The organism is Rhizobium sp. SG741 (genome assembly GCF_012275435.1).
In the GTDB taxonomy this organism is placed as follows: domain Bacteria; phylum Pseudomonadota; class Alphaproteobacteria; order Rhizobiales; family Rhizobiaceae; genus Rhizobium; species Rhizobium lusitanum.
This window is the reverse complement of sequence record NZ_JAAZQP010000007.1, coordinates 46,796-64,656: the sequence shown is the minus strand read 5'-3', so window position 1 is coordinate 64,656 and position 17,861 is coordinate 46,796. Positions and strand designations below refer to the sequence as shown.

The following is a 17,861-nucleotide window of genomic DNA, read 5'->3' as shown; positions in this document are numbered from 1 at the left end:
ATTTTGTTCTTGCATTGTTCTCATTTGTCGGATAGGAATTTAATCATCTTAGACGCGGCGTGCGGCGCCACGAACCGCCCTGGAGCTACCGATGAACGAGCAGTCCCTTGCAGGGCAGGCCGCATTCGCGCCTGCCAATACGCCAGACATTGCCAACGCCTTGATCGCCGACGCCGGCCTCAGGGTCGACGTCGAGCGCCGGCGCGGACGCGGCGCCGGGCTGAACCCGAGCGGCCGGTTCGAAGCTCGGCAGCGCGAGACCTTCGATGACGGCTGGCAGACCCTGGAGGAGCTTCCGCCCTTCAAGACCGAGGTGCAGGTGGAGAAGCCGCGCACCGCGATCACGCGCAACGAATCGCCCGATATTCCCTTCGATCGTTCCATCAATCCCTATCGCGGCTGCGAGCACGGCTGCATCTACTGCTTCGCGCGGCCGACGCATGCCTATATGGGCCTGTCGCCGGGGCTGGATTTCGAAGCGAAGCTGTTTGCCAAGCCGGATGCGGCGAAGCTTCTGGAGCGGGAACTGGCAAAGCCCGGCTACAAGCCGCGCGTCATCGCCATCGGCACCAACACCGATCCCTATCAGCCGATAGAGAAGGAATGGCGGATCATGCGCCAGATCCTCGAAGTGCTGAACAGGGCGAACCATCCGGTCGCTATCGTCACCAAATCAGCGCTGGTCATGCGCGATATCGATATCCTCAAGGACATGGCCGCCAAGAACCTGGTGCGGGTGGGCCTGTCGGTGACGACGCTCGATCGGAAGCTGGCGCGCACCATGGAACCGCGCGCCGCGACGCCGCCGCGGCGACTGGAGGCGATCCAGGCCCTGAGCGAGGCCGGCATCCGCACCTCGATCATGGTGGCGCCGATCATTCCCGCCCTCAACGACCATGAGATCGAGCGCATCCTCGATGCCGGCAAGGCTGCCGGCGCGCTGGAGGCAAGCTATGTGATCCTGCGGCTGCCTCTGGAAGTGAGCCCGCTGTTTCGCGACTGGCTGCTGCAGCACTATCCGGATCGATACCGCCACGTCATGTCGCTGGTCCGCTCGATGCGCGGCGGCAAGGATTACGATGCCGATTTTGGCAAACGCATGAAGGGTGCCGGACCCTATGCCTGGCAGATCAGCCGTCGCTTCGAAATGGCAACGCGGCGGCTCGATCTCACACGCCGCAATATCGCGCTGCGCGACGACCTGTTCGTGCCGCCTGACGGCAGCGGCGTCCAGCTGTCGCTGCTCTGACCTTTCCTTGCGGGTTTTTCCCTGTGCCCGCTGGAAGAGAGCCCCCCAGGTTCGCCGCCCTGATCCACCGGGGGCTTGCAGGAGATCGGGTGGTGTGCGAGCTTTGCCGCATGCCACGCAGCACATCACCCGATTCTCCCATGCTTTTCGACGAAGCGCCAATCATCCCGAGCTTCGAGCTGGAACTGATCGCCCGCCGCGCCGGACACTGGCCGGTCGCCGGTGCCGACGAGGCAGGCCGTGGGCCTCTGGCCGGGCCTGTCGTCGCAGCGGCAGTCATTCTCGATCCCGAACGCATTCCGCAGGGGCTGAACGATTCCAAGCAGCTCACCGCCGCCAGACGCGAAGCACTGTTTGTCGAAATCCTCGCGACGGCAACCGTTTCCATTGCCTCATCGAGTGCAGCCCGTATCGACACGACGGATATCCGTAAGGCAAGCCTCGACGCGATGCGCCGTGCCATTTGCAGCCTGGCGGTGCCGGCAAGCTATGTGTTGACCGACGGCCTCGATGTGCCCGCAGGCCTTGCCTGCCCTGGCAAGGCTGTGGTCAAGGGCGATGCGCGCTCTTTCTCGATCGCAGCCGCCTCGATCGTCGCGAAGGTGACGCGCGACCGGATGATGGCGCGAGCAGGCGACGTCTTTCCCGCCTATGGCTTCGCGGCCCATGCCGGCTATGGCACTGCCCAGCATCGCGCCGGCATCGAGCTGCATGGCCCGTGCTCCCTGCACCGCATGAGCTTTCGGCCCCTGAAGAAGGAAGCCGTCTGAAGATCATATCGCTGCTATCTGTTACTCGGTCATTCCTGCCGTAATTTCCGCCGACCATCTCGTCATATAGGCAATGTCCAGGCGGTAGCCCTGATCATGTCCCTCCTTGAGGTCCCACCGGTATTTTTCGACGCCGCGCGCCGCCTCCTGCTCCATGAAGCTCAGCAGCGCCTCCAGCCGCTCGACGATGGCATCGGGCAGAGAGCGGCGTTCTGCAGCCGACATTCCATAGGCATCGGCAAAGATGCGGGCACGCCGGATCTGGTTGTCCAGCCCATCCAAGCTTTCCACCCCGATGCCTGAGGACAGCGGCGCCCAGCGATAGACGGCATAGGCCAGATCCCAGCACCGAGGGGCGGGATGAGCCGTCTCGAAATCGATGATACCAGTCACCTCGCCGCCGTTCAGTACGACATTATAGGGTGCGAAATCCCCATGGCAGATGACTTCGCGCGGCGTTCGGGCCGGCAATTGCCATATGCATTCCGTTGCAAGGTCGCGCAGAAACAGCGCTGAACAATCGTGATAATGACGAAGCAGAGACGCCGCCGACCGCAAGGCCAGTTCGGAGCGCATTTCGACGTTGTCGTCGAGATCGCCGGTGGTGCCGGGCAGATAGGTCACTTTCTCCCAGACCGCATCAAATCCAGCCGGCAGCGGAGCTGCGGCAAAACCATGTCGCCGCAAGGCGGCGAGCAAAGCATGAACGCTTGATGTCCATGGGCGAACCGGCCGCAGGATGTGATCGCCCTGACGAAACGGTTCCTCGCCGTCCAATATCTGCATCGACCCTCCCTGCGCGCCCAAATGATCTAGATGCGGAAGGGGCCCTTAGTCAAACACCGAGAAGACGGGAGGCCGAAACAAAAAAAGCCCCGCCGAGGCAGGGCTCTTTTGAATTTCGATCTCTCGGGCTTAGTTCAGCCGGGTCTTCACTTCGTTGACTGCGTCGTTGAAAAGGCCCGATTGAACGCTTCCACCGGTCTTCTGCGCAAGCACGGATTCCGCAGCCGCAATCGCGAGGTCAACGGCAGCGGAACGAACCGCCTTCATCGCATCGGCTTCCGCCTGCTTGATCTTCTGCTCGGACAGCGCCGTGCGGTTGGCGACGAATTCCTCCGTCTTCTTGCGGGCTTCCGACGTCAGCATTTGGGCTTCACGCTCGGCAGCCGCAACGATGTTCGCCGCATCTGCTTCAGCTTCCTTGCGCTTGCGCTGGTATTCGGCCAGCAGATGCTGAGCCTCTTCGCGCAGGCGCTTTGCTTCTGCCAGTTCGTTGCGGATCTGATCGGCACGGTCGTCCAGCGACTTCGCCATCATGCCCGGAACCTTCAGATAGACGATCAGGCCGAGGAAGATGAGAAGCGCGACAAAAGCGAAGAAAGTTTCATCAAGAGCAAACGTCATGGATCAACCCTCCCGCTTGGCGGATGCTGCGGCAACAGCCGAAGCGACATCAGCCTTGCCGGCGACGTTGCCGACCAGCTGCTCGACGACGGCAGCAGCCGTCTCTTCCGCGATCGCTCCGACATCGCCGAAAGCCTTTTGCTTGATCTCGCCGATGCGAGCCTCAGCGGCCTTGAGCTTTTCGGAAAGGCTTGCCTCGATCGCCTTGCGATCTTCCTCGGCCTTTGCCTTGGCGGTATCGCGGGCGGTGGCGCCGATCGAATTTGCCTTGGCGCGCGCAGCTGCCAATTCGCTTTCGTAGGTCGCGACGGCAGCGTCGGCTTCAGCCTTCAGGCGCGAGGCTTCCTCGATATCCTGGGCGATACGGTCATGCCGGCTCTCCAGGATCTTGCCAACGCGCGGAATGACGATCTTCTGCATGGCCACGTAGAAGATAACGAAGGTGATCACCAGCCAAAGCAGCTGTGAGGCGTAGGTCGTATGGTCGAACGGCGGGAATACGCCGGCGTGATGGCCCTGCTCGGGCGCACCCGTTTCCGTGTGCACCTCGCCGGCGGCCGGCGGTGCTTCGTCAGCGTATGCCGGGGTCACAAACATGCTCACCTCCAGGTGGTCTGCAAATACAAAGAATCACGGCTCGCTGCCCGCGAACCGTGATCTATGACGCCGCTGATATCAGACGGCGAAGAGCAGGAGGAGAGCGATGAGCAGCGAGAAGATGCCCAGAGCTTCCGTAACGGCGAAGCCGAATACCAGACGGCCGAACTGGCTGTCAGCGGCAGACGGATTGCGCAGTGCGCCGGACAGGTAGCTGCCGAAGATATTGCCGAGGCCGAGAGCCGTGCCGGCCATACCAAAGCAAGCCAAACCTGCGCCGATGAACTTTGCTGCTTCCGCGTCCATGTTGAACTCCTTTGAAATGGTTGTGCGGTGAATGACTGACGCCCTTAGACGCCAATGTCTTTATCCTTAGTGGCCACCCGGGTGGATTGCGTCGTTGAGGTACATGCAAGTCAGTACCGCAAAGACGTAAGCCTGGAGGAAGGCAACGAGGAATTCGAGACCGGTGAGGGCGACGGTCATGATGAGGGGAAGAATTGCTCCACCGATGCCAAGCGCGCCAAGGGCTCCGAGCGAGGCGACGAAGCCTGCGAAAACCTTGAGCGTGATATGGCCGGCGAGCATGTTGGCGAAAAGACGAACGGAGAGCGAAATCGGCCGGGACAGGAACGAGATGATCTCGATGATCACCACCAGCGGCAGAAGAATGCCCGGGACGCCCTGCGGCACGAAGAGCTTGAGGAAACCGAAACCGTGCTTGAGGAAACCGTAGATAATGACCGTCAGGATGACCAGAAGCGCCAGCGCGAAGGTGACGATGATCTGGCTGGTGATGGTGTAGAAATAAGGAACCATGCCGAGCAGATTGGCCGTCAGGACGAACATGAAGAGCGAGAAGACCAGCGGGAAGAACTTCATTCCCTTCGTCCCCGCCCCTTCTTTCAACATGGAGGCGATGAACTCATAGGCCATTTCCGCCACGGACTGAGCCCGCGTCGGAATGACGCCGCGCGGCGCGCTGGCATAGTACAGGAATCCGGCAGAGAGCACTGCGGAGGCGACCATGAACAAGGAAGCATTGGTGAACGAAAAATCAATTCCACCGATATCGATCGGGATAATCTTGAAGATCAGGAACTGATGGGTAGGTCCGTTTGCCACCGCTTGTTCTCTTTCATTTTTCCGCTCTGCCGAACGGATGCCTCTCATTTGGAAACAGCGCCCCCGGCGTTGTTTCCGCTCATTTCTTGTCAGGCCCGCGCTCTTCGAGTACCGGTGTCGCCACCTTTCCCGCGGAGCGCAGCACATTCAGCACGCCGGCACAAAATCCGAGAAGCAGCAAGATAATCATGCCCCACGGCGCCGTACCGACAAAACGGTCGAAGACATAGCCCAGAACAGCGCCCACGATGATGGCAGCAATGAACTCACTGGAAAGCTTCATCGCCTGAGCGTAGCCCTTGCGGCTTACCTCGGCGCGAACCTCCCCCGATTCATCCTCTCTCACCGCAGCGCGCTTGCTTGCCAGTTCGGCTCCCAGCTCCGCACGCCGCTTTTCCAGACCTTCGTCGCGATCATCCGTCATGGTGGCATCCTCCCATTTTCGTTGCGCGTATCCCATTTCCCCGGTCAACGCGTAAACGAACGGCAGGTTTCGCCACCTTTCGGCCCGTTTTGAAGTCGCGCGCAACATAGTTTTAGGAAAAAGCATAGTCAAGGCGTAGACACCATCTGTCCAGCCATTAATTAGCCCAATTAAATCATGAGTTTACGCTAAAGAAGCCTTGCCGGGCGGAAACTGAGCCGAAGAATCCTCTTCAGCCCGCAGTTTCTTGTGGCTTTTTTGCCAGCCATGAGGCTTCAGGGCGCCTCAATTCATCGGCACGATCACGTCAGCTCCATCCGCCGCCATAGGTGCGATAGAAGATGTGCATGCCGATACGGCCGACCTTCACCATGTATGCCGCCCATTTCGGCCTGACATAAACAGCATGGTAGTGGGTGGCCGAGCCGACTTCCGGAAGCCAGATCTTGCCGGCGGTGACGGCCATGGCAACCTGACGGGCGATGCGCCAATGCTCCGGCGAGTTGACCCGGTCCTTGACGTTGTCGCATGCAAAGGAGAACTGGCAGGCATTGTGCCAGTCGTCGTTCTGGTAGACGACACCGCAGATGGTCTTGGGGTAGGCCGGATTGCGAACGCGATTGAGAATGACCTGGGCGACGGCCGCCTGCCCTTTTACCGATTCCCCACGCGCCTCGAAATAGATGCCGGTGGCGAGGCATTGCTGCTCATCGGAGGAGAATACCGAAGGCGGCAGGACATTGGCAGCCCAGGGATGATCCTTCGGTCCTATCTGCGGCACAAAACGACCCTCGCCGTCCTGATCCTTGGCAAGGATGGAATCGAAGGGCGAAGTCCGAGCATAGTCCGGCGCCGGCGACGCATAGGCGGCGGCCAGAACATCGGCGTTCTGATTGGTGACCAGGCCCTCCAGATAAGTCGGCACACCATCGTCCGGCTGCGGCGGCCGCTTCTTGTAGAAGGCGGTGGCGATCTGGATCTCCTTGCCGCCGAGTTTCGGCTTCAGGAACGCGGTGCGCTCGCCGGTGTCCGATTCCTGCCGAAACAGCATGCTTTGCCGCTGCAGCACAGAGCCGGCAGAAAAATCCTTCGGCGGCAACATCGGCGCGACGGAAACTATCCGGCCCTTCTTGTCCCGACGATTAATGCGCTCTTCATCCGGCCGGGGATCGCTGCCCTTCTGCTCGGAAAGGAAGGCTACGCGGCGGCCATCGGACATCACGAGCCCGCCATCGCCAACGGCAGCCGCCGTCTTTGCATCGCCGAAGGCCAGTTCTGCCTGGTGGGTGGAGCCGGCCGGCGAGTTGGTCATCACCATGCGCCAGTTGCTGCCTTCCCTGTCGATGCCCGAAAGCAGGCCGGCGAGATCGGCGTAGGCAGCCGTCGATGGAAAGATCAGCCAGGCGCAAAGCCCGAAGACGGCTGGAGATATCCAATTTTTTGGAAGAACCCGCAATTTTCGGCTGATATGAGGCGAACGAGACAACACCGGACTCCAAACGGCACTCGGAACTAAGAGCCGGAATAATCTCCCATTAACCTTGATGGATGGTTAATTCGCGCAAAGGCGCGTTCATCAATGGGCGAGCGACAGCGTGAAAGAAAAAAGGCCCGGCGGATATCCACCGGGCCTTTGACAAAACAGCGATAGCATCTGCCTTAGATGATGACGTGCGATCCGAGTTCGACCACGCGGTTGGCCGGCAGGCGGAAGTAGTCCGACGGATCCGTCGCGGCATTGGCAAGCGCGATATAGAGCCGGTCCTGCCAATGCGGCATGCCGGATTTGGCATCGGGCACCAGCTTGCGACGGCCCAGATAGAAAGAGGTCGACATGATGTCGAACTTCAGGCCGGTCTTGCGCAGGGTCGCGAGCGCCTGCGAGACGTTCTGCGATTCCATGAAGCCGAAGCGTAGCTCGACACGCGAGAACCGGTCGGAGACCTTCTCGACCGAGTAGCGGTCTTCCTGGGCGACGCGCGGCTTGTTGATCGTGCGGATCGTCAGGATGACGTTCTTGTCGTGCAGGACGTGATTATGCTTCAGATTGTGGAGCAGCGCGGCGGGCGCCGATTCCGGATCGCTGGTCAGGAAGATCGCCGTGCCCGGTACATGCGCCGGCGAGTGATCGCTCTTGCGCTCGATCGAGCTGACGAAGGATGACAGCGGAATATCGGTATGCCGCGTCTTTTCCATGAGGATCGCGGTGCCGCGACGCCAGGTCCACATGATGACGGTGAAGGCGGTTGCGATCAGCACCGGTACATAGCCGCCGTCGTGGATCTTCAGCAGGTTGGCGCCGAGGAAGACGAATTCCAGCAGCACCAGCGGCGCCAGCACGGCGATAGCCATGGGCATCGTCCAATTCCAGCGAACGCGGACGAACTCGAAAGCCATGATCGAGGTGACGACCATCGCACCGGTGACCGAAATACCGTAGGCCGTCGCCAGGGCATCCGAGGTCTTGAAGCTCAGCACCAGGAAAATGACGCCGAAGAACAGGACGGCGTTGACCGACGGCAGGAAGATCTGGCCGGTATTGGTCTCGGAGGTGAAGAGGATTTCCATGCGCGGCAGGAAGCCCAGATGGATGGCCTGGCGTGTCAGCGAGAAAGCGCCTGTTATAACGGCCTGGCTGGCGATGATCGTTGCCATGGTGGCGAGAATGACCACCGGCAGGATGGCCCAGCGCGGATACATCAGGAAGAAGGGATCCGACATGGCAAGCGGTTCGCGCAGCACCAGGGCGCCCTGGCCGAAATAGTTCAGCGTCAGCGACGGAAACACCAGCGCGAACCAGGCCCACTGGATCGGCCGGCGGCCGAAATGGCCGAGGTCGGCATACAGCGCTTCCGCGCCGGTCACGGTCAGGAAGACGGCGCCGAGCACGACCACGCCGAGAAAACCCTCCTTGACGAGGAAATTGACCGCATACCAGGGATTGAAGGCCGCGAGGATGCCGTAGTCATCGGAGATGTGCATGATGCCGACAACGCCCATGACGATGAACCACAGCGCCGTGATCGGGCCGAAGAAACGGGCAACGGCACCGGTGCCATGCGACTGGATGGCAAAAAGCAGCGCCAGAATCGCAACCGATATGGGCACGATATAGGCCGACAGCTGCGGCGTCACCAGCTTCAGACCCTCGACGGCGGAAAGCACCGAGAGCGCCGGAGTGATCATCGCGTCGCCGAGAAAAAGTGCGGCACCCAACAATCCGAGCAGCATCAGGACGGCTGTATGGCCGTTTGCCGTCTTCATCAGCAGCGCCAGGAGCGACAGCGTGCCGCCTTCGCCGTCATTGTCGGCGCGCAGCAGAAAAAGGACATATTTGATCGTGACGATGATGGTCAGCGCCCAGAACATCAGCGAGACGACGCTGATCACTTCGTTGCGCGTCAGGCCGTCGACGGCCACCGGTTTCAGTGCCTCGCGAAAGGCATAGAGCGGGCTCGTGCCGATGTCACCATAGACGACGCCGACCGATCCGAGGGCGAGGTAGGCGAGCTTACGAGGGTTCATTTTCCCGTCGGGAGAATGATCGGTTTGGTTAGACATTCAGGACCACTAGACTCTCAGAGCCAGCCTTTCCAGCGAAAAAAGAAAAACGGAACGATGGCGGATATGACCATCAGCAGCAACGAGCCCGGGTATCCGTAGGCGAAATGCAGTTCGGGCATAAGCTCGAAATTCATGCCATAGACGGATGCCACGAGCGTCGGCGGCAGAAACACAACAGATGCTATCGAGAAGATCTTGATGATGGCGTTCTGCTCGATATTGATCAGTCCGAGCGATGCATCCAGCAGGAAGGTGATGTTGCCTGCGACGAAAGATGCATGCTCCGACAGCGATTGCACATCCCGCGAGACATTGCGGCACAATTCCTTGGCCTCTTGGTCCTGCTGCATGGCGGATATGGTATAAAGGAAGGTCAGCAGCCGCGACAAAGAACTCAGGCTGTCACGCACCTTGCTGATGGTACGATGGTAGCCCGCAATGTCCTTGAGCTTCTCTTCCAGATAGTTTGACGGGCGGCGGATCTTCTTGACACGATCGCCGAACACATGCGCCGACAATATATCGATACCGGAAACCGTCTGTTCAAGGACCTCCGCGGTGCGGTCGACGATCGTTTCCAAAAGCATGGTCAGGAGCGCGATACCGGTACGCCGCTCCGGGGGAATGCGCGGTAGAGCCGCGATGAACAGCGCGAAGGATTTCGGCTGCGCATAACGGATCGTCACCAGCCGATGTCCCGTCAGGATGAAGGCGACATCGGTCAGCATCGGCAGATTGGTATCGGCCTTCCACAATAGCGAGGCCGTCAGAAAAACCGAGCCGTTCTCGACATAGAGCCGGCTCGACGGCTCGATATCCTTCATGTCCTCTCGCGTCGGCACTTGGAGCCCAAGCAGGCGCTCGATGTTGGCTTCTTCCTCGCGCGTAGGGTCGACCATGTCGATCCAGATAACATTGTCGGGCAAGTGAGCGGCAGCCGAAAGGTCGTGAAGCTCAAGCGGCTTTGAATCTGAGCAATGGGCAGTTATCAACTGCTGGCTCCCGGAGCAGCGGAGACAAAGCTGCAGCCAAGGCGCTTTGCACGCACTCGCCGCGATCCCACCAATGGCCAATGAAAAAAACTCATAAAACTCCGGTCGTATCCCGCCGGTCCGGCCGGGAATCCGTGTCCATGTTCCATTGCGCTGCTGTACCAATCCTTCGTCCGTCCCGGTGACCCAGCCTAGCCGGACGAAATAAAACCACCGAACGGCGGAAGGCGGTCATAGGACACGCCAGACCAGTTCCACGCCGGCGGCGCATATGCAGCAAAGCTCGCAAAGAATCAAGTCACAACCTCTTCATTGCGCGCTTTCACCGCAGATTCCCAAATTCTGCGAAGTCATAGCACACGATGCCGGCAAGACAATCCGTCGCGACGGAGAAAGCGGATATGCCGCGGTGAATTATTCAAACACGATCGCGGGCGCGGCGCGTAGCGGGGTATTGGCCACTTGTGCCCAGACCTTCGCGGCGATCTCGCGATAGATACCGGCGACCACGCCTTCCGGTTCGGCGGCGACGAGCGGCGTGCCGGCGTCGGAGGTCTCGCGAATGCTCATGGTCAGCGGCACTTCGCCGAGGAAGGGCACGCCGATGCGTTCGGCTTCCTTGCGCGCGCCGCCATGGCCGAAAATATCGTAACGCGCGCCCGTATCCGGAGCGATGAAATAGCTCATGTTTTCAACGATGCCGAGGACGGGAACCTCAACCTTGCGGAACATGTTGAGGCCCTTGCGCGCATCGATCAATGCCAGGTCCTGCGGGGTGGAGACGATGACGGCGCCGGCAAGCGGCACCTGCTGCGCCATGGTCAATTGCACGTCGCCCGTGCCGGGTGGCATGTCGACGACGAGCACGTCGAGCTCGCCCCAGGCAACCTCGCGCAGCATCTGCAAGAGTGCCGACTGAACCATCGGCCCGCGCCAGATCATCGCCGTCTCTTCCTCGACCAGGAAGCCCATCGACATGACCTTGAGACCGTAATTCTCCATGGGAACGATAATGCGGCCATCGATCTGTGACGGCTTGCCTGAGATCTTCAGCAGGCGCGGCATCGACGGGCCATAGACGTCGGCGTCCAGGATGCCGACGCGCAAGCCATTGGCAAGCAGGCCGAGCGCAAGATTGACCGCCGTCGTCGATTTGCCGACGCCGCCCTTCCCCGACGCGACCGCGACGATGGCGCCGACGCCGGGAACGCCGATCTTGGCGGCGCGGGGCGGCTGCTGCGGGGCATGCGGATGGGAATGGGCATGCGGGGCAGCTTGCGGCGGCGCCGGGCGCGCAGCCGGGGCGCCGGCCTTCTTGTCGGCAGTCAGCGCCACCATGGCACCCTTGACACCGGGCATTTGCTTGACGGCGCGCTCGGCCGCAAGGCGCATCGGCTCCAGATCCTTGGCGCGTTCAGCGGGAACAGTGATGGAGAAATAGACCTTGCCATCGGAGATAAAGACATCCGACACCATGCCGAGCTCAACGATATTGTGCTCCAGATCCGGGCCGCGAACCGTCTTCAGCGTCTCCAGCACCTGTTCCTTGGTGATGTCTGCCATTCCATCCTCACTGCGCAATCTTCATCCGGAGCAAGGCATCAAGTCGCGTGCCTTCCGGAATCTCTCTGGCTTAGATAGTGGAGCGGGAGGGCTTCGCCAAACGAAATCCAGGGGGCTTCGACAAAAAGCGTCGTCCGCTGCGGCCAGCAGGTCCGCCGGGTCTATGACCCTTACCAACCGCAACGGTCTCCCAAGACGAAAGTTATTTGCGACGGCCGACATAAAGCAAAGTTGGGAAAGAAGTAGGGCAAGGTCGCAAAAATCGTGCTTTCGGCCTCATCGATGTCGATCGGCGTGCCAAATAAGCAACAACCGCCGCCGATACCTTTCGCCAGGAGAAGTAGGGCGATGGTATCAACGACGGTCGTCTGATCCGCGCGCATTGATCGGCGCTGTTATCAAAGTCCCCTCTGGACCTCTGCCCGTTAACAAGCAGGAAGCGTGCCAATTTCGGAGGAAACAGAGAAGCTTATATTTTTCAAACACTTGAGGAACAGACGCTCAATTGCGCGGCGAAAGTGCCGCAAAGCGCTCCATCAGTTTTTATTTGCAGCGCACAAAATTCACTCAGGATGCTGCCTGAATTTCGTTCAATTGGGATCAGTTCGGCCGTCGATCGCTCGCGAAACAAAATATCCACCCGGGCCGGGTGTCGGCGAGCAAGGCCTATTTTATCAGCCCGACGCGGAGCGCCTTGGCAACCGCTTGCGTGCGGTTGACGGTATCGAGTTTCTTGGTGGCCCGGTTCAGATAGTGATTGACGGTATGTTCCGAGAGCGTGAGGATTTCGGCAATTTCGGCGCTGGTTTTGCCGGCCGCCGTCCAGTTCAGGCAATCGATCTCGCGATCGGTAAGTGCATCGACAACGCGGATATCGAGATTGCGGATCTCTGCAAGCCGATCGAAGATATGGGTTGCGATATAGAAGAGATCCTTGACCTCTTCGCGCGAGAAAGGCTCGCGATCGCCGGCCAGCGAAACCGCTCCGCGAACGCCTGAGACATCATGGGCCGGCAGATAGATGAAGCGCGTCATGCGAAAGCGTTCGAACAAGGCAACCGCGAACTGGGATTTGCTCTCTTCCCTATTCGGGCTCGTGGAGACCTCGTAGACAAAGGGTAAGGTCGAGGTTCGCAAGCGCTGCAACACCGGGCTGGTCGGCAACAACGCTTCCTGATCATAGATGGACAGAAGTTCAGCCGGCCAGTTGTTGATCACCGAACTGCTCTGCAACTCGAAGGAGGTGATCGGCGGCAGATTGACGACCATGAAAGCCCGGCAACGATAGACCTCCGTCAATCGTTTCATGAACCGAAACACGTCGAATTGGGTCTTCAGCCTGCTGACTTCGTCAATATAGTCCTCGCCGCGAGGAGACGTTCCCACCTGCACCAATGCCGCCATCATCAGTCTTCTTTATGTAAAAAAGGGAAAAATACGAAATTTCCGTCTCTTGGCCCCGGGAGGTCATCGTACCAACGTCGGTAGCCGGCACTTGTTCAAATATAATTTTCTCAGGATCTCGCTCGCGTCAACGCTCGTTACTACGATGTCCGGTCGTCATTTCACCAAACCCCTTCGCGCGCCCAGTAGTCACGCGAGGGATAATGGCAGTTCTTGCGCGCTTCTCAACAAGCAAATTCAAGACAAGCATGCAATTTTGCTAAGATCCAGCGCCTGAAGCATTAATTCAATATAATTCAGCGGTCCCTTGAGGAAAACATGTCGGAGCTATCGCTTCGGACCCAGCCGGTTGCGCATGTCCGTCATGATCGAATCGGCGGCGGCCACCACCAGGGGCGCCCATTGCTGCAATTTCTGCGATGTCACGCGATAGGCCGGACCGGTCACCGAGACGCCCGCCAGCATACCGCCATCATCTGCGCGGATCGGTGCGGCAACGCAGCATATGCCGCTCTCGTGCTCCTCGCGATCGAATGCATAGCCGCGCACCCTGATCTCCACGATATCGGCAAGCAGCCGCGCGGCATTGCGATGAGTATGCGCGGTGTAGGCTCGAAACTCGAGAGCGGCAATCCGCCCAGCGAGATCGAGATCGTCCAGTGCGGAGAGCGCCGCCTTGCCAACCCCCGTGCAATAGGCCGGCGAGGCATTGCCGATCTGGGAATACATGCGCACGGACTGTCGGCCTTCGACCTTGTCGAGATAGATGACCTCGGAGCCGCGCAAGACACCGAGATGCACGGTTTCGCCGGTCAATTCCTGCAAGTGGCGCAAATGCGGTTCGGCCACGGCGCGGAATTCGTTGCGCGCCCAGCTGCGCGAGGCAAGGTTCAGAAGCCTGATCCCGAGACGATAGCGCCCGTCGCGGTCGACCTCCAAAAGTCCTTCCTCGACGAGGTGCGACAATTGCCGATGTAGCGTACCACGCGGCTGATCGGACAATGAGAGGATGTCGGTAAAACGCATCGGACCATCGGCAAGCGCCACATGGTCGACCAGCGCCATGAGCTTTCCAAGCGTGCCGGTTTCGCGGCCACGGCGGGTATCCCCTTTTTCGCCATCCGAATTCAGACCCATGCGCCCTTCATTTATCGCTGGCACTGCCGCCGCATCCTTGACACGATGGAAGGGTAATCCGATAATTCCACATAGTCAAATTTCGTTCCAAATAATGGAACTAGAGATTTCATCGATCCTGGGAGGGAAGAAACCTTGACCGAGACGCAGGCACAATTTCCCGATCTGAAGGATCGAACCGTGCTGATCACCGGCGGCGGCTCCGGCATCGGCGCGGCACTCGTCGAAGGTTTTGCCCGGCAGGGCGCGAAAGTCGCCTTCATCGATATTGCCGAAGAGCCGAGCAAGGCGCTTGCCGCCAAGCTCTCGGCACAGTCGGCCCATCCTGTCGTCTTCTTTCACGCCGATCTGCGCGATGTCGGCGCCATCAGGAACACGGTCGCAGCGGTCGAATCCGATCTCGGCGCGATCCGCGTGCTTGTCAACAACGCGGCCTGGGACGACCGGCACGATATCGACACGACCACCGAGGAATATTGGGACAACAACCAGGCGATCAACCTCAAGCAGGTCTTCTTCGTATCGCAGGCGGCGGCCCCCGGCATGCGGGCGGCCGGTGGCGGCGCGATCATCAACTTCTCCTCGATCGTCTTCAGGATGAACCCACCGGCGCTTTCCTCCTACGCAACTGCGAAATCCGGTATTATCGGGCTCACCAAGAGCTTCGCGGGCCGCCTCGGCCCGGAAAACATCCGCGTCAATGCCGTTTTGCCCGGCATGATCGTGACGGAGAGACAGCTTGAGCTCTGGCTGACGGAGGAAGGCATGGCCAAAACCGTCGAACGGCAATGCCTCAAGCATGTGCTGAAGGCCGCCGATCTTGTGGGGCCAGTGCTTTTCCTCGCCTCGGACTGCTCAGGCAGCATCACCGCGCAAGCCATTACCGTCGATGGCGGCATTTTCTAGTGAAGAATCGGAGCATTTTCTTATGACGAAACCCGCATATGTCGCGGTGGACTGGGGCACCAGCAGTTTTCGGCTATGGCTGATCGGCCAGGATGGCAGTATTCTGGGGGAGCGGCGCAGTGGCGAAGGCATGACCACGGCGGCTCAGACAGGCTTTGCAGGGGTATTGCAGGCGCACCTGGATGCACTCTCGGCGCCGGCAGATATTCCCGTGATCGTATGCGGCATGGCTGGCGCGCGCCAGGGCTGGGTGGAAGCCGGCTACATCGACACGCCGACATCGCTTGCCGCCATTCTCACCGGCGCGGTCGCCGTCCCCGGACAGTCGCGCGATGTTCGTATCCTGCCGGGTCTAGCGCAACGCAGCAGGCAAGCGCCTGACGTCATGCGCGGCGAGGAAACGCAGTTGCTCGGCGCGATCGCCGCCGATACAAAGGGCGAGCAGCTCGTCTGCATGCCGGGGACACATTCGAAATGGGTGCGCGTGGTCGACGGCCAGGTGATGGGTTTCTCGACCTTCATGACCGGCGAACTCTTTGACGTCATCACCAAGCATAGCATTCTGTCGCATGCCGTTGCCGGCAGCGCCGACATGCCCACCGATACCGGGGCCTTCGAAGCCGCGCTCAAGGTTGCTTTCGACAAGCCGGCGCTCGCTACCAATCTGCTGTTCACCGCCCGCTCCGGCCAGCTTCTGCACGGACTGACGGCTGCCGGCGCCCAGGCGTTGATATCAGGCACGCTGATCGGCGCCGAGATTGCCGGCGCTTTGGCTTCCGCCGGACAGGGAGCATCCATCATGCTCGTCGCTTCCGGACGCCTGCAGGCTCTCTATGAGGATGCATTCCGCACCCTATCTCTCTCCCACAAGACCATCGATGCCGATGCCGCCGTCCGTCGCGGACTTTCCGCGGCGGCGGAAGCGATCTGGCTCAAGAACGAAAGCAAAAGCTGATGACGACCCGCATTCCCTTCCCTCCCATGAAGCGCCCGCTCATTGCCATTCTTCGCGGCATCAAGCCGGAGGAAACGGCCGATATCGTCGGCGCTCTGATCGAGACCGGCTTCACCGCCATCGAGATCCCGTTGAACTCGCCCGAACCTTTCCGCTCGATCAAAATCGCCGCCAAGATGGCGCCTGCCGACTGCCTGATCGGAGCCGGCACCGTGCTGACCATCGAGGACGTCGACAGACTGGATGGCGCCGGCGGCAAGCTGCTTGTCACGCCGAATGTCGAGCCTGCGATCATCAGCCGCGCCCGCGACAAGGGCATGGTGACAATGCCCGGCGTGTTCACCGCCACGGAGGCGCTTTCCGCGGCAAAGGCCGGCGCCACGGGTCTCAAATTTTTCCCGGCGGGTGTGCTCGGCGCTTCCGGCATTACCGCTATCCGTGCCGTTTTGCCACCGGAGCTTGTTATCGCTGCCGTCGGCGGCGTTTCGGACAAGAATTTCGCGGATTACACCAAGGCCGGCATTCTCGCTTTCGGCCTCGGCACCAGCCTTTACAAGCCGGGAATGACGGCAGAGGAGGTTGCCGAACGCGCCAAGGCAACCATCTATGCCTATGACGAAGCCATAGGAGCCTGATCTATGACCGATATTCATGATTTTCAGGGCAATATTCTCTGCAATACTTCATCTGTCCTGGGCGAAGGCCCAACCTACGATCCCGATACGGACACGGTCTGGTGGTTCAACATCCTCGGGAAGGAATTGCACGAGCTGCATCTGCCGACCGGCAAGAAGCAGGTTCACGAGCTGCCAATGATGGCGAGCGTGCTCGCCCGCGTCGACGCAGAGCGACAGATGATCGCCACCGAAGAGGGGCTATTCCTGCGCGACATCGCCAGCGGCGAACTGAGCTTCTATGCGGCGATCGAAGCCGACAAGCCTGAGAACCGTTCCAATGACGGGCGTACGCATGTTTCCGGATCCCTATGGATCGGCACCATGGGCAAGCGCGCCGAGATGCAGGCGGGCGCCATCTATCATGTGGCAGCCGGCGGCAAGGTCACCAAGATCTTCGACCAGATCAGCATTCCGAATTCGATCTGCTTTTCGCCCGATGGCACGATCGGCTATTTCACCGATACTCGCGTCAGCCAGCTCATGCGCGTGCTGGTCGATCCGGAGACCGGGCTTCCGGCAGGTGAACCGATTGTGATGGTCGACAGCATGGAGGACCCAGGCGGCCTTGACGGCTCGGTCTGCGATGCCGACGGCTATATCTGGAATGCGCGCTGGGGCTCCGGCTTCGTCGACAAGTACAGCCCGGACGGCCTGCGTATCGAGCGCTATCGCGTGCCCGCGATGCAGCCCTCCTGCCCCGCCTTCATCGGCAAGAACGCTGATCGGCTGGCGGTGACGACCGCCTGGGAAGGGCTTGATGACGAAGCTCGCTCCATGCAGCCGCAGGCCGGTGCGCTTCTGGAACTTGGCGCGACGGTCAGGGGCGTTTTCGATCCGCGATACAAGCTTTGAACGAAGGCCGCCTTCGCGCGTTGCGGGTGCGAAGGTGGTGCCCGCGATGCGAATTAGCGCCGTAACAGATCAAGCCCCGCGCCACCAAAGATGAGCGGGCACGATCCTTCATCACCACTCCGCTCAATCTTCCAGGTTGTTTTTGATCTTCATAACAAATTGTTTTTTCATAATATTCTCTCGGTCTGTCGCTCCGACAAATTTTCTTTCTGCAACTTTTAACGGAACCAAAGCCTCCG

General features: G+C 60.1%; 18 protein-coding genes. 6 read left to right on the top strand and 12 right to left on the bottom strand.

Annotated elements, in window-relative coordinates; genetic code table 11:
• Nucleotides 1-91 precede the first annotated feature (91 nt).
• Both FHT29_RS18740 and FHT29_RS18735 read left to right on the top strand, forming a co-directional pair.
• The gene (locus tag FHT29_RS18740; RefSeq protein ID WP_037198513.1) at nucleotides 92-1,249 is read left to right on the top strand and encodes a PA0069 family radical SAM protein; all 1,158 of its coding nucleotides are present in this window, start codon (nucleotides 92-94) and stop codon (nucleotides 1,247-1,249) included.
• A gap of 110 nt (nucleotides 1,250-1,359) precedes the next feature.
• Nucleotides 1,360-2,019, top strand: coding sequence for a ribonuclease HII (locus tag FHT29_RS18735; protein WP_168600006.1), 660 nt, complete (start codon nucleotides 1,360-1,362; stop codon nucleotides 2,017-2,019).
• A gap of 21 nt (nucleotides 2,020-2,040) precedes the next feature.
• Here FHT29_RS18735 and FHT29_RS18730 read toward each other — a convergent pair whose 3' ends face one another.
• The 12 genes from FHT29_RS18730 to FHT29_RS18675 all read right to left on the bottom strand — a co-directional run bounded on the left by FHT29_RS18730 (nucleotide 2,041) and on the right by FHT29_RS18675 (nucleotide 14,232).
• The gene (locus FHT29_RS18730; RefSeq protein ID WP_168600005.1) at nucleotides 2,041-2,805 is read right to left on the bottom strand and encodes an aminoglycoside phosphotransferase family protein; all 765 of its coding nucleotides are present in this window, start codon (nucleotides 2,803-2,805) and stop codon (nucleotides 2,041-2,043) included.
• A 129-nt stretch (nucleotides 2,806-2,934) separates the two neighbouring features.
• Entirely contained in the window at nucleotides 2,935-3,426 is a 492-nt protein-coding gene (locus FHT29_RS18725; protein WP_047560865.1) for a F0F1 ATP synthase subunit B, read from the bottom strand.
• Between the two features lie 3 nt (nucleotides 3,427-3,429).
• Nucleotides 3,430-4,023, bottom strand: a complete 594-nt coding sequence (locus FHT29_RS18720; protein WP_037198509.1) for a F0F1 ATP synthase subunit B — start codon at nucleotides 4,021-4,023, stop codon at nucleotides 3,430-3,432.
• A 78-nt stretch (nucleotides 4,024-4,101) separates the two neighbouring features.
• Complete coding sequence (locus FHT29_RS18715; protein WP_004109844.1) at nucleotides 4,102-4,329, bottom strand: F0F1 ATP synthase subunit C; 228 nt, start codon at nucleotides 4,327-4,329, stop codon at nucleotides 4,102-4,104.
• 66 nt (nucleotides 4,330-4,395) lie between these two features.
• Nucleotides 4,396-5,148 carry a F0F1 ATP synthase subunit A gene (locus FHT29_RS18710; RefSeq protein ID WP_037198508.1) on the bottom strand — a complete coding sequence of 251 codons (753 nt, stop codon included), beginning with the start codon at nucleotides 5,146-5,148 and terminating at the stop codon, nucleotides 4,396-4,398.
• 79 nt (nucleotides 5,149-5,227) lie between these two features.
• Entirely contained in the window at nucleotides 5,228-5,572 is a 345-nt protein-coding gene (locus tag FHT29_RS18705; protein ID WP_037198506.1) for an AtpZ/AtpI family protein, read from the bottom strand.
• A 307-nt stretch (nucleotides 5,573-5,879) separates the two neighbouring features.
• Nucleotides 5,880-7,061 carry a cell wall hydrolase gene (locus FHT29_RS18700; RefSeq protein WP_168600004.1) on the bottom strand — a complete coding sequence of 394 codons (1,182 nt, stop codon included), beginning with the start codon at nucleotides 7,059-7,061 and terminating at the stop codon, nucleotides 5,880-5,882.
• A 170-nt stretch (nucleotides 7,062-7,231) separates the two neighbouring features.
• On the bottom strand, nucleotides 7,232-9,133 hold the full coding sequence (locus FHT29_RS18695; RefSeq protein WP_168600003.1) for a potassium transporter Kup: 1,902 nt from the start codon (nucleotides 9,131-9,133) through the stop codon (nucleotides 7,232-7,234).
• Nucleotides 9,134-9,150: 17 nt separating this feature from the next.
• The gene (locus FHT29_RS18690; protein WP_037198501.1) at nucleotides 9,151-10,128 is read right to left on the bottom strand and encodes a magnesium transporter CorA family protein; all 978 of its coding nucleotides are present in this window, start codon (nucleotides 10,126-10,128) and stop codon (nucleotides 9,151-9,153) included.
• Nucleotides 10,129-10,542: 414 nt separating this feature from the next.
• Nucleotides 10,543-11,691, bottom strand: a complete 1,149-nt coding sequence (locus FHT29_RS18685; RefSeq protein WP_168600002.1) for an Mrp/NBP35 family ATP-binding protein — start codon at nucleotides 11,689-11,691, stop codon at nucleotides 10,543-10,545.
• Between the two features lie 666 nt (nucleotides 11,692-12,357).
• Nucleotides 12,358-13,098, bottom strand: a complete 741-nt coding sequence (locus tag FHT29_RS18680; RefSeq protein WP_173410450.1) for a LuxR family transcriptional regulator — start codon at nucleotides 13,096-13,098, stop codon at nucleotides 12,358-12,360.
• Between the two features lie 324 nt (nucleotides 13,099-13,422).
• The gene (locus FHT29_RS18675) at nucleotides 13,423-14,232 is read right to left on the bottom strand and encodes an IclR family transcriptional regulator (protein WP_052212580.1); all 810 of its coding nucleotides are present in this window, start codon (nucleotides 14,230-14,232) and stop codon (nucleotides 13,423-13,425) included.
• Between the two features lie 135 nt (nucleotides 14,233-14,367).
• On the opposite strand from FHT29_RS18675, the gene FHT29_RS18670 reads away from it, so the two are divergent.
• From FHT29_RS18670 to FHT29_RS18655, 4 genes are read left to right on the top strand one after another with little or no spacing between them, the layout of a single operon-like run.
• The gene (locus FHT29_RS18670) at nucleotides 14,368-15,138 is read left to right on the top strand and encodes an SDR family oxidoreductase (protein WP_168600001.1); all 771 of its coding nucleotides are present in this window, start codon (nucleotides 14,368-14,370) and stop codon (nucleotides 15,136-15,138) included.
• A gap of 22 nt (nucleotides 15,139-15,160) precedes the next feature.
• On the top strand, nucleotides 15,161-16,093 hold the full coding sequence (locus FHT29_RS18665; RefSeq protein WP_168600000.1) for a 2-dehydro-3-deoxygalactonokinase: 933 nt from the start codon (nucleotides 15,161-15,163) through the stop codon (nucleotides 16,091-16,093).
• Nucleotides 16,093-16,728, top strand: coding sequence for a 2-dehydro-3-deoxy-6-phosphogalactonate aldolase (locus FHT29_RS18660; protein WP_047560852.1), 636 nt, complete (start codon nucleotides 16,093-16,095; stop codon nucleotides 16,726-16,728). Before FHT29_RS18665 ends, FHT29_RS18660 begins: the two co-directional genes overlap by 1 nt.
• Nucleotides 16,729-16,731: 3 nt before the next feature.
• On the top strand, nucleotides 16,732-17,622 hold the full coding sequence (locus FHT29_RS18655; RefSeq protein WP_037198491.1) for an SMP-30/gluconolactonase/LRE family protein: 891 nt from the start codon (nucleotides 16,732-16,734) through the stop codon (nucleotides 17,620-17,622).
• Nucleotides 17,623-17,861: the final 239 nt, after the last annotated feature.